This window comes from Micromonospora sp. LA-10, assembly GCF_051853095.1.
In the GTDB taxonomy this organism is placed as follows: Bacteria; Actinomycetota; Actinomycetes; order Mycobacteriales; family Micromonosporaceae; genus Micromonospora; species Micromonospora echinospora_A.
This window is the reverse complement of the sequence record NZ_CP195710.1, coordinates 6,447,945-6,461,302: the sequence shown is the minus strand read 5'-3', so window position 1 is coordinate 6,461,302 and position 13,358 is coordinate 6,447,945. Positions and strand designations below refer to the sequence as shown.

Genomic DNA, 13,358 nt, shown 5'->3' with positions numbered 1-13,358 from the left:
CTCCGCTACACCGACGACTCCGGAGCCTACTTTCTGCAATCGAAAGATGTCATTGCGTGACCGGCGTGTCGTACAGATGTCCCAACGGCGTGTCCACGCGGGCGGCGGCCCGGAAAGAACCCGCCCGCACGGTGGTCGCCGCCGGGTCGCGTCGCGCGCGACCGGTCCGGGTGGCAGGCTTGTGGGGTTCGCCGGCGCAGGCCGGCCGACCGCCCGTCGTGAAGGAGACGATCGACCCGATGGCTGTGGACATCACCACCACGGACGAATGGCAGGCGCTGCGCAAGCACGCCGAGGCGATGCGCGGCACGCACCTGCGTGACCTGTTCGCCGCCGACGGACAGCGGGGTGAGCGGCTCACCGGTGAGGTCGCCGACCTGCACGTGGACTACAGCAAGAACCTGGTCACCGACGAGACGATCGCACTGCTCGGCGCGCTTGCCGAGCGGGTCGGGCTGGCCGACCGCATCGCGGCCATGTTCGCCGGTCGGCACATCAACGTCACCGAGGACCGGGCCGTGCTGCACACCGCGCTGCGCCTACCCGCGGACGCCTCGCTCACCGTGGACGGCCAGGACGTGGTCGCCGACGTGCACGCCGTGCTGGACCGCATGTCGGCGTTCGCGCAGCGGGTGCGCTCCGGCTCGTGGCGCGGCCACACCGGCGAGCGGATCACCACTGTGGTGAACATCGGCATCGGCGGGTCGGACCTCGGGCCGGTGATGGCGTACGAGGCGCTGAAGGCGTACCGGGACGCGGGCATCAGCTGCCGGTTCGTGTCGAACATCGACCCGACCGACATCCACGACAAGACCGCCGACCTGGACCCGGCGAGCACGCTGTTCGTCGTGGTCTCCAAGACGTTCTCCACCCAGGAGACGCTCGCCAACGCCGACCAGGCGCGGCGCTGGCTGCTCGCCGGGCTGGACGCGGACGACGACGCGGTGGCCCGGCACTTCGTCGCGGTCAGCACCAACGAGCAGCGGGTCCGGGACTTCGGCATCGACCCGGAGAACATGTTCGGCTTCTGGGACTGGGTGGGCGGACGCTACTCGCTGCCGTCGGCGGTCGGCCTGTCGGTGATGCTGGCGATCGGGCCGGATCGGTTCCGGGAGATGCTGGCCGGCTACCACGCTGTCGACGAGCACTTCCGGTCCGCCCCGGTGGAACGCAACGTGCCGGCGCTGCTCGGCCTGCTCAACGTCTGGTACACCGATTTCCTCGGCGCGGAGACCCACGCGGTGCTGCCCTACGCGCAGTACCTGCACCGGTTCCCCGCCTACCTCCAGCAGCTCACCATGGAGAGCAACGGCAAGTCGGTACGCGTCGACGGCTCGCCGGTGACGTACCCGACCGGGGAGATCTTCTGGGGTGAGCCGGGCACCAACGGCCAGCACGCCTTCTACCAGCTCATCCACCAGGGCACCCGGCTGATCCCGGCGGACTTCATCGCGTTCAGCCGGCCCAACCACGACCTGGGCGACATGCACGACCTGTTCATGTCGAACTTCTTCGCCCAGACCGCCGCGCTGGCGTTCGGGCGGACCCGGGAGCAGGTGGAGGCCGAGGGCACCGCGCCCGAGGTGGTGGCGCACCGGGTGATGGCGGGCAACCACCCGACCACGTCGATCCTGGCGCCGAAGCTCACCCCGTCGACGCTGGGCCAGCTGATCGCGCTCTACGAGCACATCGTGTTCACCGAGGCCGCGGTCTGGGACATCAACGCCTTCGACCAGTGGGGTGTGGAGCTGGGCAAGGTGATGGCCAACCAGCTCGCGCCGAAGCTCACCGGGCCGGACCCGGACCTGGCCGACGTGGACACCTCGACCGCCGAGCTGATCCGCCGCTACCGGGCCGAGCGCGGCCGGAGCTGACCGCGTACCCCGTGGCGTCCCGCGCGCAACCGGCCGGGACGCCACGGGTCAGCGGCGCAGCAGGTCGGCGTGCGCGGCGCGCAGCCGGATCAGCGCCGGGTCGCCGGCCGGGGCGCGGCGGTCCAGCTCGGCCCACGCCTCGGCCAGTGCGTCGGCGAGCACCCGCAGCTCGGCGGCGTGCCGCCGGCCGGACTGCTGGTGCAGCTCCTCCAGGCGGCGGGCCCAGCCGGCGCTGATCGTGGCGACCCGGTCGGCGTCGGCACGCGCCTGGGCCCCGGTGCGGGCGGCCGGCGCGGGCACGATCGCCGCGATCGGGCGGGGATCGCCGTCGCGGGTGACGAGGGTGACGGTGTCGGTCAGCTCGGCCAGGGAGACGAGCTGGGTGAGCCGGGTGCGGACCTCGCGCAGCGGCAGGGCGCGCGGCTGCGGGGACCGGTCGGCCAGTGCGGGGACAGCCATGGACACATGTTCACGTCCGGGTACGACAGTTTCGGCGGTCAGGCGGTCCATTCCGGCGCCAGCACCGACCAGACCTCCATGTCGGCGCGGCCCTCCGGCGTCGCGGCGGCCCCGCGCAGGACGCCGTCGCGGCTCATCCCGAGCCGCCGGGCGACGGCGATGCTGCGGTCGTTGCCGGCCTTCGTGATCCACTCGACCCGGTGGATGCCGCGCTCCCGTACCGCCCAGTCGATGATCACGCGCGCGGCGCGGGTGACCAGGCCCTGCCCCTCGGCGCCGGGTTCCAGCCAGCAGCCCGCCTCGCACACCCCGCGCGCGGTGCTCAGCGACACGAACAGCACGCCGCCGACGAGCGTGCCGCGCTGCCAGATGCCCCAGAGGCCGCCGTCGTCGCGGGCCCACCGGTCGGCGTACGCCTGGAGGACCTTGCGGGCCGACTCGGCGTCGGTGGCGACGAAGGACGCGCCGACCCACGGTGAGATGTGGTCGCGGCAGCGGTCGAGGTTGGCCAGGAACTCGTCGGCGTGCCAGGGCGACAGTGGACGCAGCTCGGCGTCGTCGGTGAGGGCGTGGGCGAACATCCGAGGAAGCTAGCAGGACCGTCGCGCTTTTGTCGGTCGGTCCCTCTACGGTCTGCGCCGTGAACGCCGTTCAAACGTACCGATACCTCCAGCCGTCCGCGCTGCGCACCGCCGGTCTCGATCTGCAGACCTGCGGCGGCCCGGCGGCCAACCCGCGCTTCTTCGCCGGGTTCCTCACCGCCCCGGCCGCGGCGGCGGCCGGGCTGCTCGCCGTCGCCGAGGTGGCCCGCACCCGCTACCACCAGCCGGTCAACCCGGCCAGCCTCGATCCGGTGGTGACCGGCAGCCGGGGCCGCCTGCGGTTCGAGTCGTTCTCCGGTTGCTGCGGGGTGTACGCGCGGATGGACGTGCTGCCGGCCGGGCTGGACGGCGAGATCAGCGGCCACGGCACCACGAACGTGGACGTGAACCCGCCGCTGCGGGAGGCGCTGGCCCGGGTGGGCGGCATCGAGCCGCTGCACGTGGCGGTCGGCCCGGACGACCTGACCGTCTCCACCATGGACGGCTCGGTGGTCGAGCGGAAGGTGCCGCTGCCCGGCCGCTGGCTGCGCGGCTTCGCCGAGGTGCACGTGCTCACCGCCGGCTTCGAGCCGCGCGCCGAGATCCCCGCGGCGGAGGCGGCGGCGTTCCTGCGCCGGCTGCCCGCCGCGAACGACCGCAGCGTGCTGTGGGCGGTACCCGCCGGGCGTACGCTGCGGCTGACCTCCCGCCCGGCGCCGGGCGCGGTCTGCCTGGCCGGCGCGGGCCGGCTGGCGGCGTTGCGCGGCGTGCTGCGCCACGCCCGCACGCTGCGGGTGTACGGCCCGGCGGTGCGCGCCGGTTCGCCGGCCGTGCCGAGCACGTGGGAGCTGGACACCGGGGCGCTGCGGGTGTCGCTGACGCTGTCCCCCGAGCCGTACCGGGGGTTCTCCGGTGAGGGCGCGGCGCTGGCGGCGCTCGCCGGTGACGACGTGGTGGACGACGCGGAACTGGTGGGCGCGCTGCTGAACTGGGATCCGACGATCGACGTGGCCGCGCTGGCCGACGCCGCCGCGCTGCCCGACGAGCGGGTGCGCGCCGCGCTCGCCCAGCTGGGCACCGCCGGGCGGGTCGGGTACGACGTGGCGGACGGGGCGTACTTCCACCGGGTGATGCCCTACGACGCGGGCCGCGCGGAGCGGGACAACCCGCGGCTGCTCGGCGCGCGGGCGCTGGTCGAGCGCGGCGCGGTCGAGCACGACGGCGAGGACGCGACGGTACGCACCGGCGCCGAGACCTACCGGGTACGCCGCCACCCGGACGGCGCGTACTCCTGCACGTGCCGCTGGTGGGCGCGGCACCGCGGGCAGCGGGGGCCGTGTCGGCACGCGCTGGCCGTGTCGATGGTCGCGGCGCCGGTGGAGGCGCTGTCGTGACCGGCTTCGTCGAGGCGGTGGTGAGCGGCAGGAGGTCGGAGGTCCGGTCCGCCCTGGCCGGGCTGGACGAGCCGGCCCGGCGGGCGCTCGGCGACGAGTTGCTCGCCGACGTGCGCCGCAGGCGGGACGCCTGGTGGTGGCAGGGCGAGGCGGCGACGCTGGCGATGGCCGCGGTGGGGACGCTGAGCACGCCGACGAAGGTGGCCGCGCTGCTCGGCCGCCGCTCGGTCTGGCTGAACGGCGTCGACGCGGCGCCGGTGGTCGACGTGGCCCGGGATCGCGGGGTGACCTGGCTGGCCGACGTGGCGTACAAGCTGGCCGACCGTCTCCCCCGGGACCGGATGATGGCGGGCTGGCAGTTCGTCGCCGGTCTCCTGCTGGCGGAGAAGGCGCCGCCGCCGACCGGGGACGACTTCGTGCGTGGCTGGGCCGCCGCGCAGGGCTGGCCGGATCCGCGCGGGACGCGCCCGCCGACCGTGGACCGGCTGCGCGCGGACCCGTTCCTGGACGCGCTGCTGCCGCGCCTGTTCGAGGTGGACGGCGTGGGCACCGAGCTGGCCCGCGGCGACGGCGCGGGCACGGACGCGAATGCGCTGCCCCGGGCGCTGGCGGCGCTGGCGGCGGAGGGCCGGCTCGACCGGGCGGTGCTGCTCAACGGTGTGCTCGGCCGGCTGCTGCGCGGCGACCGGCCGGGCGCGCTGCGCCCGTTCCTGGCCCTGCACGACCTGCTCGCGCCGACCCCGGACGAGGTGGCGGTGCGGTCGAGCGCCTATCTGCGGCTGCTCGCCGACGGGCCGGGGCCGGTGGCCCTCGCGGCGCTGCGGACGCTGCGGGAGGCCGGTGACGCCGCCGAGCCGGAGGCGCTGTGGGACGCCGCCCGCACGGTGCTGGCCCGGCCGGAGAAGGCGCTGGTCCGGGCGCAGTTGACCTGGCTCGACCGGCTGGCCCGGCAGCACCCGGAGCAGGCGGCGGAGATCGGCGCGGTGCTCGCCGTGGCGGCCGACCACCCCGACGCCGGCCTGCGGGAGCGCGCGCTGGCGCTGGCGGCGCGGCACGGTCACCGGCCGGTGGCTGTCGCCACGGTGGCGGAGGCCCGCGACGACCTCCCGCCGCCACTGCCGGCAGCGGTCGCGCCGCCTCCGATCGACGACGTGGACGAACTGGCGGAGGAGGTCGCGGCGGCCCTGCGCGGGCAGTGGCCGACAGCGGTTCTCGAACGGGTCGTGGACGGCCTGGTGCGGTTGGGCACCCGCGAGCGCGACCGGGTCGCGGCGGCGCTGGGCCCGGTGCTGCGCCGGGCGGGGGTGGTCGATCACCACACGGTCCTCGGCCGGTTCCTCCCCTCGGCGCAGGTAAACGGGTTGCTGCTGGCCGCCGCCGGAATCGGGGAGGCCACGCGCCGCCGGGACTACTGGGCGTCGGTGCTGGCGACGTCCCGGTCCGCCGAGGCGGCGTCCGGGCGTCCCGCACCGATGTGGCTCTACCGCTTGCGACTGGCCGAGGCCGGGCAGCGACTGGACGGGCATGACGATCCCGGGCTGTTGTCCGCGCCCACCTCGGCCACCGGGGCGATCGAACCGCAGGTGCTCTACGAGCGGCTGGCCGCGCTCGGCGAGCGGCCGTACTGGCAGTGGGACTGCGCGCAGGCGTTCCTGCGCCTGCCGGCCGTGGTCGACGAGCCGCTGGCGGCACGCGCGGAGGCGCTCGGCACGACCGTCGGGTCCGAACTGGCGGCCTGGTTGCGCGGCGAGATCCTGCCGGTGCCGGCGCAGGAGGTGGTGACGGTGGGCCGGCGGGACCGGTCCCGTGGACGCGACTGGGTCTACGAGTTCCTGCCGGAACGACGCCGGCTGGTCACGCTCACCCCGTCGGTCGACGTGGGCGACCCGTTCGGCCTGATCACCCTGACGCCCCCGGCGATCGGCGCCCGGATGTTCGGCACCGGCGACCTGTGGCCGGCCGTGCTGCCCGGACACCGGGGCGTGGTCGCCGCCCAAGTGCTCCCCGAACTGGCCATGGCCGCACAGGAGGATCTCGGCGGACGAGGGCCGGTCCTGCTGGCGCTCGCCGAGTGCACGGGCGCGGGCGGGCCGGCGCTGGACCTGGCCGTGGCGTACGGGCTGTGTGCCCGGCACGAGGCGGACCGGGTCGCCGCGCTCGACGCGCTGCTGCTCCTGGCCGCCGCCGGTGACCTGGACGCACCTGGAGTCGGCGGGCACCTGGGCGAGATCGGAGCGCAGGGGCAGGTGATCCTCACCCGGGCCGTCACGCCGCTGCGGGACGCGCTGGCGGCGGGCGCCCGGCTGAGCGTCTGGCGGCTGCTCGCCGCCGCGTTGCCGCCGCTGCTGGCCGAGCCGAAGCCACCCCGGGGCACGCCGGACCTGCTCGCGCTGGCGGCGGAGGCGGCGACCGCGACGGGCGTGCGGATCGAGGTGCCCGGGCTGGCCGACGTGGTGGCCCGGGGCGGCAGCAGCCGGCTGGTCGCCGAGGCCCGCCGGCTCACCGCCGCCCTGGCCGCCTGAATCAGCCGCCGCCGTCGCGGGGCAGGTAGGCGCGCAGCGCGTCGAACTGCGCCACGGTCAGGTAGGACGGGTTCGCCGCCTGCGGCTGCCGGAGCACCTCGGCTCCGGCCAGCCGTGGGTCGGCGCGCAGCACCTCGCGGCGTACCCGCAGTGGCTCGTCCAGGATCGTCAGGTCCAGCGGCGCGGTCCACGCCTCGCCCGGCGCGCCTGGCTGCGGCGGGGCGGCGATCCGTCCGACGCCCCAGACGCCGTACGGCGCCCGGCCCCGGCTGCCGCTGGCCCAGAACACCACCGGCTGGCCGGCGCGCATCAGGCGTACCCGGTAGCCGGGGCGGACGCACCAGCCGGTGACGCGCGGGTCGGCGGCGAAGCGGGCCGCCAGGTCCACCGCGTCCGCGTTGCCCTTGATCAACCAGGCGCCGAGGTCGTCGACTGTCACCCGCCGGTCGCTCATCCGCCCATTCTGCGGTCCGCCCGGGCATGGCGCCGGACGACGACGGCGGGGCGGGCCGGAGCAGTCAGATGATCAGGTGGGTCCAGTAGGTGAGCCACACCGCGAACAACGCGCCCTGCAGCAGCGCCAGCGCGGCGGTCAGCCAGCCGTCGAGGCCGGGCCGGCGCGCCCAGCGGGCCAGCACGAACGCGACCGGGAACGCGGCGAGCAGGTAGCGCAGCAGGCTCTTGTACACCGGCGGTCCCATCGACAGCGGCACCAGCACCACGACGAGCGCGTAGACCAGGTATGGCCAGTCGGCCCGGCGGCGCAGCCCGACGACCGCCACCACCAGCGTCGCCACCGCGATCCAGACGCGCAGCGCGTCGGCCGAGTTGCCGCCGGTCAGCGCGGACACCGCCGTCGCGACCGGGTTCTGCAACCGGATGCCCCAGCCGGTCTCCTGCGCGTGCTGGTAGGCGAACCAGTCACCGCTCTGCCAGCGACAGAACGCCATGAACGTCAGCCAGCCCGCCGGGACCAGCACCAGCGGCCAGCCCTGCCGCAGCAGGCGCGGCCACGCGCGGGGGCCGGCCCGCCAGCCGTGCTCGCGCAGCAGCACCAGCGCCAGCGGCACCACCACGAGGAAGCCGACCGATCGGCTCATCGCCAGGAAGTATCCGACCACGCCGACGACCAGCCAGCGGCTCCGCTCGGCGTACCAGAAGGCGGCCAGCGCGAGGCAGACGAACAGCGACTCGGTGAGCGCCGCCTGGAACAGGAACGCCGTCGGCAGGAGCAGCAGGTACCGGACCGCTCGCCGGCCGTCGGCCGGTCCCGCGCCGCCGAGCAGCCGGCCCCCCAGCCGGTACGCGAAGTAGAGCTGGAACACCAGCGCCACGTTGCTCACGAGCAGCAGAGCCGAGGCGGTGTGCCCGCCGAGCAGCGGCGCGAGCGGCCGGGCCAGGAACGGATAGAGCAGCGGGAACCCGAAGTCGGGCCACGGCCGGTCCAGTGGCAGCCGGGCCAGGTGCTCGTAGAGGAACGAGTCCCAGGCGAACCAGAGCGAGAACCAGCGGTGCGACGAGATCGCGTCCTGCTGCTCCCGCATCCCGATCTCGTCGGGCGGCGGCGCGCCGGGCACCCCGTCCCAGGCGGCCAGCACCAGCACGCCGAGCAGGCTGAGCACGAGCTTCGAGCCGACGAAGACGGCGAACACGAATCCCCAGGGCTCGGGCAGCCGGCGGACGACCGGAGCCCTGCGCGACCACCATCCGGTACGCCCGGAGCGCCCCCCGTCGGCAGGGCCGGCCGTGCGTTCGGGTTCGGCCGCGCGTGTGGGTTCGACCGCGCGTTCGGGTTCGGCCGCGCGTTCGGGCTCGGCCGCGCGTTCGGGTTCGACCGCGCCGCCGGGATCGACCCGCCGCTCCTCCGCCATCGCGCTCCCAACGCTCGGCCCCTGGCCGACGTGCCCGGCCGGAAACCCGGCCCGCTTTCCCCATCCGGCCCCGCCCACACCCGTCCGGCCCGGCCACGACCCCGTCGATCATGAGGTTAGCGGCGACAAATCGGACCCCGAACGCCGTCAACTTCATGATCGACGGGGCGACCGGGGACGGGGCGGCCGGGCGGGGCGAGGGCCGGGGCGGGCGGTGAGAGGGGTGAGTGGTCGGCGGATTCGTGCGGGCGCGCAGGTGAGGACGGCGGCAGGGCGGGTATGCGCGAGGCCGCATCGGCAGGCTGACGGCGGGGGGCGCGGACGGCATGGGTGACGGCGACGGAACCGTGATCATCGGGGCGGGACCGGCCGGGTTGACCGCCGCGTACGAACTGCTGCGCCACGGCGAGCCGGTCCGGGTCTACGAGGCCGACGACGTGGTGGGCGGGATCAGCCGGACCGTGGAGCGCGACGGCTGGCGCTTCGACATCGGCGGGCACCGCTTCTTCACCAAGGTGTCCCGGGTCGAGGACTTCTGGCACGAGATCCTGCCGGACGACGACTTCCTGCTCCGGCCGCGGATGAGCCGGATCTACTACCGCGGGGCGCTGTTCGACTATCCACTCAGCGCCGGCAACGCGCTGCGCAACCTCGGCCTGCTGGAGGCGGCGCGCTGCCTGGCCTCGTACGGCCGGGCCCGGCTGCGCCCGCCGAAGGACCAGTCGCACTTCGAGGGGTGGGTGTCGGCGCGGTTCGGGTGGCGGCTCTACTCGATCTTCTTCAAGACGTACACGGAGAAGGTCTGGGGGATGCCGGCGGACCAGTTGCAGGCCGACTGGGCCGCCCAGCGGATCAAGAACCTGTCGCTGGCGACCGCGATGCGCAACGCGCTGCTGCCCCGGCGCGACCGCACGGACGTGACCAGCCTGATCGAGGAGTTCCAGTACCCGAAGCACGGCCCCGGGATGATGTGGGAACGCTGCGCCGAGGAGGTCGCCCGGCGTGGCGGCACGGTACGCACCGGCGCCTGGGTGACCGAGGTACGGCGGGACCCGGCGGCCCGGCGGGCGACAGCGGTGACGCTGGTCGACGCGGACGGCGAGCGGACCGAGCCGGCCGACCATGTGATCTCCTCGATGCCGATCTCCGCGCTGGTGCGGGCGATGCGCCCGGAGGCGCCGCCCGAGGTGCGGGCGGCCGCCGACGACCTGCGGTACCGGGACTTCCTGACCGTCGCGCTCGTGGTGCCGGCGGAGTTCTCGTTCCCGGACAACTGGATCTACGTGCACGACCCGGCGGCCCGGGTGGGCCGGATCCAGAACTTCGGCTCCTGGTCGCCGTACCTGGTCAAGGACGGGCGGACCTGCCTGGGGCTGGAGTACTTCGTGTTCGAGGACGACGAGATGTGGCGGACGCCGGACGCCGACCTGGTCGCGTTCGCCACCGCCGAGCTGGAGCGGCTGGGCCTGGTCAAGCCCGGCTGCGTGGAGGCCGGCTACGTGGTGCGGATGCCGAAGGCGTACCCGGTCTACGACGAGCGGTACCAGCGCAACGTCGACGTGATCCGGGGCTGGCTGGCCGCGAACGTGCCGAACGTGCACCCGGTCGGGCGCAACGGCATGCACCGGTACAACAACGCCGACCACTCGATGCTCACCGCGATGCTGACCGCGGAGAACATCGCGCACGGCGCGGAGCACGACGTCTGGACCGTCAACGTGGAACAGGACTACCACGAGCAGCGCGGCCCATCGCGGCACGGCACCGGCCGGGACGCGCCGGTCGTCCCGGCCCGGCGGTAAGGCGCTGCGCGTGAGGGTGGTCATAACCGCTGGACGACCGCCACGGCGGTGCTGATAGCCTTCTGGCCAGGTCATGAGCGCCAGCGCGAAGCCCCGGCTCGCTGGCCGGCAACCCTCCTCCGCGGTGGGGTGCCCCGGGTGAAGACCAGGCACCGGCAGCCGCCGGTGCAAGCGTGGCCTGGCACCCAGGTCAGCACCAGACCAGGGAGACCGATGTCCGTACCACCTTCCACCCCCTCCGGTGACGTCGCCGCGTATCCGGCCCGCTTCGCGCTGGTCAAGCGCCGCCACGTCGACCTGATGCGGGTGTGCAGCGACGCCTGTCGCCTCGCGCGCTGAGCGAGCGCCACCCCTCTTCCCGATCCACCTTCTCCGGCCCGGCTGTCTGTCCGGCGGGCCGGCGTCGACGCGCATCCCGCGCGTCCATCCACTCTGGAGAGACATCGTGCGTTTCCGTACCGTCCTGACCCGTGCTGTCGCCGTCGGCGCGGCGGCCCTGCTCGCCGTCACCGCGCTCACCGCCTGCGGCGGCGACGACACCGACGCGGCCGACAACCCGTACGGCCTGCTGCAGCCCGGCGTGATCCGCGCCGGCACGCTCACCGACGCCCCGCCGAACGTCTTCCTCAAGGACGGGAAGTTCACCGGCTTCGACAACGAGCTGCTGCGGGCCGTGGCCGCCAAGATCGACCTGAAGGTGGAGTTCGTCGGCACCGACTTCTCCGCGCTGCTCTCCCAGGTCAACAGCGGCAAGTTCGACGTGGGCAGCTCCTCGATCACGATCACCGAGGCCCGGAAGAAGACGGTGGACTTCGGCAACGGCTACGACTTCGGCTACTTCGGCCTGGACGTGCCGGCCGGCTCCGCGCTCACCGGCTTCGACCAGCTCGCCGGCAAGCGCGTGGTGGTGGTGCAGGGCACCGTGCAGGACGACTACGCGACCAAGCAGAACCTCGACCCGGTGCGCGTGCCCGACTACAACAGCGCGATCAACCAGCTCAAGGCCGGCACCGCTGACGCCTGGATCGCTCCGGCGGAGATCGGCGACAAGTCCGCCGCGGACAGCAACGGCAAGATCAAGGTCGCGGCGAAGCAGCTCAGCCCCACCCCGACCGCGTTCGCCGTGGCGAAGGGCAACGACAAGCTGCGCGAGGCGCTGAACAAGGGCCTGGACGAGGTGATCGCCGACGGCACCTGGACCCGCCTGCAGGCCGAGTACTACCCGGGGCGGCCGATCCCGGCCGACTTCAAGCCCGGCAGTGGGTCGGTGGCGGCGCCGGCGCCGTCGGCCGCCTCCTGAACCGGTAACCGAGCACGAGCAGGGCGGACGGAGCGGACATGGACCCACTGAGCACCCTCTGGGAGACGTTCTTCGACTGGGAGTCGATGCGCGAGGCGCTGCCGGAGATGCTGACCGTCGGACTGCCCAACACGCTCACCCTGGCGGTCTCCGCCGCCCTGCTCGGCTCGGTGCTGGGCATGCTGCTGGCCGTCGCCGGCATCTCGCGTACCCGATGGTTGCGGTGGCCGGCACGGGTCTACACCGACGTGTTCCGCGGCCTGCCGGCCGCGGCGACCATCCTGCTCATCGGCGTGGGCCTGGCGCCGCTGGGCATGCAGGTCTGGGGTCCGAACCCCTATCCGCTGGGCGTGCTGGCGCTGTCCCTGATCGCCTCCGCCTACCTGGGTGAGATCTTTCGGGCCGGCATCCTGAGCGTGGAGGCCGCCCAGTTGGAGGGCGCGCGGGCGCTCGGCTTCTCCTGGGGCGAGGCGATGCGCCTGGTGATCATCCCGCAGGGCGTACGCCGGGTGCTGCCCGCCTGGGTCAACCAGCTCATCTCGCTGATCAAGGACTCCAGCCTGGTCTACTTCCTCGGCCTGCTGGCAAGCCAGCGGGAGTTGTTCCGGATCGGGCAGGACTACGCGGCGAACACCGGTAACCAGTCCGCGCTGCTGCTGGCCGGGCTGTTCTACCTGACGCTGACCGTGCCGCTGACCCACGCGGTCAACTGGCTGGACCGGCGGCTGCGGCAGGGCCGCCCGGCCGCCCCGCCCGAGCCCGAGCCCGACGCCGAGCCGGTCGACCTCACCCCGTCCGGAAAGGACCCGCGATGACCACCACCACCTCGGTCAGCCTGGCCGTCCGCGACGTGCATCTGGCCTTCGGCGCGCACCGGGTGCTGCGCGGCGCGGACCTGGACGTGGCGCGCGGCGGCGCCGCCTGCGTCATCGGCCCGTCCGGTTCCGGCAAGTCGACGCTGCTGCGCACGATCAACCGGCTGATCGAGCCGGACCGGGGCGACGTGCTGCTGGACGGCCGCAGCGTGCTGCGCGACGACCCGGACGCGCTGCGCCAGCGTGTCGGCATGGTGTTCCAGCAGTTCAATCTCTTCCCGCACCTGAGCGTGCTGCGCAACGTCACGCTGGCGCTGCGCAAGCTGAAGAAGCTCGGCGAGGACGAGGCGGTGGCGCTCGCCCGCGCCCAGCTCGACCTGGTCGGCCTGGCCGGCAAGGCCGACGCGCGGCCGGCGCAGCTCTCCGGCGGCCAGCAGCAGCGCGTGGCGATCGCGCGGGCGCTGGCGCTGCGCCCGCAGGTGATGCTCTTCGACGAGGCCACCAGCGCGCTGGACCCGGAGCTGGTCAAGGGCGTGCTCGCGGTGATGGCCGACCTGGCCGCGGCCGGCATGACGATGGTGGTGGTGACGCACGAGATGGGGTTCGCGCGCAGCGTCGCCGACACGGTGGCGTTCATGGACGCCGGCGTGGTGCTGGAGTCCGGCCCGCCGGAGGCGGTGTTCGAGGCGCCGGAGCACCCGCGGCTGCGGCGCTTCCTGTCCCAGGTGCTGTGAGCAGGC

General features: G+C 74.1%; 12 protein-coding genes and 1 riboswitch. Of the genes, 8 read left to right on the top strand and 4 right to left on the bottom strand.

The window, feature by feature from the left end; translation table 11 throughout:
* The first annotated feature begins 239 nt into the window (after window positions 1-239).
* On the top strand, window positions 240-1,874 hold the full coding sequence (pgi, locus tag ACSDG8_RS29890; RefSeq protein ID WP_210895234.1) for a glucose-6-phosphate isomerase: 1,635 nt from the start codon (window positions 240-242) through the stop codon (window positions 1,872-1,874).
* 48 nt (window positions 1,875-1,922) lie between these two features.
* On the opposite strand, the gene ACSDG8_RS29885 is transcribed toward pgi, so the two are convergent.
* Together ACSDG8_RS29885 and ACSDG8_RS29880 are read right to left on the bottom strand one after the other, a co-directional pair.
* A complete protein-coding gene (locus tag ACSDG8_RS29885; RefSeq protein WP_210895235.1) occupies window positions 1,923-2,333 on the bottom strand; it encodes a type II toxin-antitoxin system Phd/YefM family antitoxin in 411 nt (136 codons plus the stop codon).
* 38 nt (window positions 2,334-2,371) lie between these two features.
* Window positions 2,372-2,914, bottom strand: a complete 543-nt coding sequence (locus tag ACSDG8_RS29880) for a GNAT family N-acetyltransferase (protein WP_174534894.1) — start codon at window positions 2,912-2,914, stop codon at window positions 2,372-2,374.
* 59 nt (window positions 2,915-2,973) lie between these two features.
* Here ACSDG8_RS29880 and ACSDG8_RS29875 point away from each other — a divergent pair, with 59 nt between their 5' ends.
* Together ACSDG8_RS29875 and ACSDG8_RS29870 are read left to right on the top strand one after the other, a co-directional pair.
* Window positions 2,974-4,308 (top strand): SWIM zinc finger family protein, encoded by a 1,335-nt coding sequence (locus tag ACSDG8_RS29875; RefSeq protein WP_210895236.1) that lies wholly within the window; start codon window positions 2,974-2,976, stop codon window positions 4,306-4,308.
* Window positions 4,305-6,830, top strand: a complete 2,526-nt coding sequence (locus ACSDG8_RS29870; protein WP_210895237.1) for a DUF6493 family protein — start codon at window positions 4,305-4,307, stop codon at window positions 6,828-6,830. Before ACSDG8_RS29875 ends, ACSDG8_RS29870 begins: the two co-directional genes overlap by 4 nt.
* Before the next feature lies 1 nt (window position 6,831).
* Here the strand turns inward: ACSDG8_RS29870 and ACSDG8_RS29865 are convergent, their stop codons facing one another.
* Window positions 6,832-7,284, bottom strand: coding sequence for a hypothetical protein (locus tag ACSDG8_RS29865; protein ID WP_210895238.1), 453 nt, complete (start codon window positions 7,282-7,284; stop codon window positions 6,832-6,834).
* Between the two features lie 64 nt (window positions 7,285-7,348).
* A complete protein-coding gene (locus ACSDG8_RS29860; RefSeq protein WP_247678698.1) occupies window positions 7,349-8,701 on the bottom strand; it encodes a hypothetical protein in 1,353 nt (450 codons plus the stop codon).
* Between the two features lie 326 nt (window positions 8,702-9,027).
* Here ACSDG8_RS29860 and ACSDG8_RS29855 point away from each other — a divergent pair, with 326 nt between their 5' ends.
* From ACSDG8_RS29855 to ACSDG8_RS29835, 5 genes are all read left to right on the top strand, one after another.
* Entirely contained in the window at window positions 9,028-10,503 is a 1,476-nt protein-coding gene (locus ACSDG8_RS29855; protein WP_210895239.1) for an NAD(P)/FAD-dependent oxidoreductase, read from the top strand.
* A 69-nt stretch (window positions 10,504-10,572) separates the two neighbouring features.
* Window positions 10,573-10,683, top strand: a riboswitch (SAM riboswitch).
* A gap of 33 nt (window positions 10,684-10,716) precedes the next feature.
* Window positions 10,717-10,842: a hypothetical protein gene (locus ACSDG8_RS29850; RefSeq protein ID WP_255358569.1), complete on the top strand. Its 126-nt coding sequence runs from the start codon at window positions 10,717-10,719 to the stop codon at window positions 10,840-10,842.
* Between the two features lie 106 nt (window positions 10,843-10,948).
* The gene (locus ACSDG8_RS29845) at window positions 10,949-11,803 is read left to right on the top strand and encodes an ABC transporter substrate-binding protein (protein ID WP_210895240.1); all 855 of its coding nucleotides are present in this window, start codon (window positions 10,949-10,951) and stop codon (window positions 11,801-11,803) included.
* Window positions 11,804-11,841: 38 nt separating this feature from the next.
* Window positions 11,842-12,618: an amino acid ABC transporter permease gene (locus ACSDG8_RS29840; RefSeq protein WP_210895241.1), complete on the top strand. Its 777-nt coding sequence runs from the start codon at window positions 11,842-11,844 to the stop codon at window positions 12,616-12,618.
* Window positions 12,615-13,352 (top strand): amino acid ABC transporter ATP-binding protein, encoded by a 738-nt coding sequence (locus tag ACSDG8_RS29835; RefSeq protein ID WP_210895242.1) that lies wholly within the window; start codon window positions 12,615-12,617, stop codon window positions 13,350-13,352. Before ACSDG8_RS29840 ends, ACSDG8_RS29835 begins: the two co-directional genes overlap by 4 nt.
* The last annotated feature ends 6 nt before the right edge of the window (window positions 13,353-13,358 follow it).

Excerpts from the sequence above, each read along its gene's own strand:
- ACSDG8_RS29860 (WP_247678698.1), bottom strand. The coding sequence starts at position 8,701 with ATGGCGGAGGAGCGGCGGGTCGATCCCGGCGGCGCGGTCGAACCCGAA.
- ACSDG8_RS29850 (WP_255358569.1), top strand. The coding sequence starts at position 10,717 with ATGTCCGTACCACCTTCCACCCCCTCCGGTGACGTCGCCGCGTATCCG.
- ACSDG8_RS29855 (WP_210895239.1), top strand. The coding sequence starts at position 9,028 with ATGGGTGACGGCGACGGAACCGTGATCATCGGGGCGGGACCGGCCGGG.
- ACSDG8_RS29885 (WP_210895235.1), bottom strand. The coding sequence starts at position 2,333 with ATGGCTGTCCCCGCACTGGCCGACCGGTCCCCGCAGCCGCGCGCCCTG.
- pgi (WP_210895234.1), top strand. The coding sequence starts at position 240 with ATGGCTGTGGACATCACCACCACGGACGAATGGCAGGCGCTGCGCAAG.
- ACSDG8_RS29835 (WP_210895242.1), top strand. The coding sequence starts at position 12,615 with ATGACCACCACCACCTCGGTCAGCCTGGCCGTCCGCGACGTGCATCTG.
- ACSDG8_RS29880 (WP_174534894.1), bottom strand. The coding sequence starts at position 2,914 with ATGTTCGCCCACGCCCTCACCGACGACGCCGAGCTGCGTCCACTGTCG.
- ACSDG8_RS29865 (WP_210895238.1), bottom strand. The coding sequence starts at position 7,284 with ATGAGCGACCGGCGGGTGACAGTCGACGACCTCGGCGCCTGGTTGATC.
- ACSDG8_RS29840 (WP_210895241.1), top strand. The coding sequence starts at position 11,842 with ATGGACCCACTGAGCACCCTCTGGGAGACGTTCTTCGACTGGGAGTCG.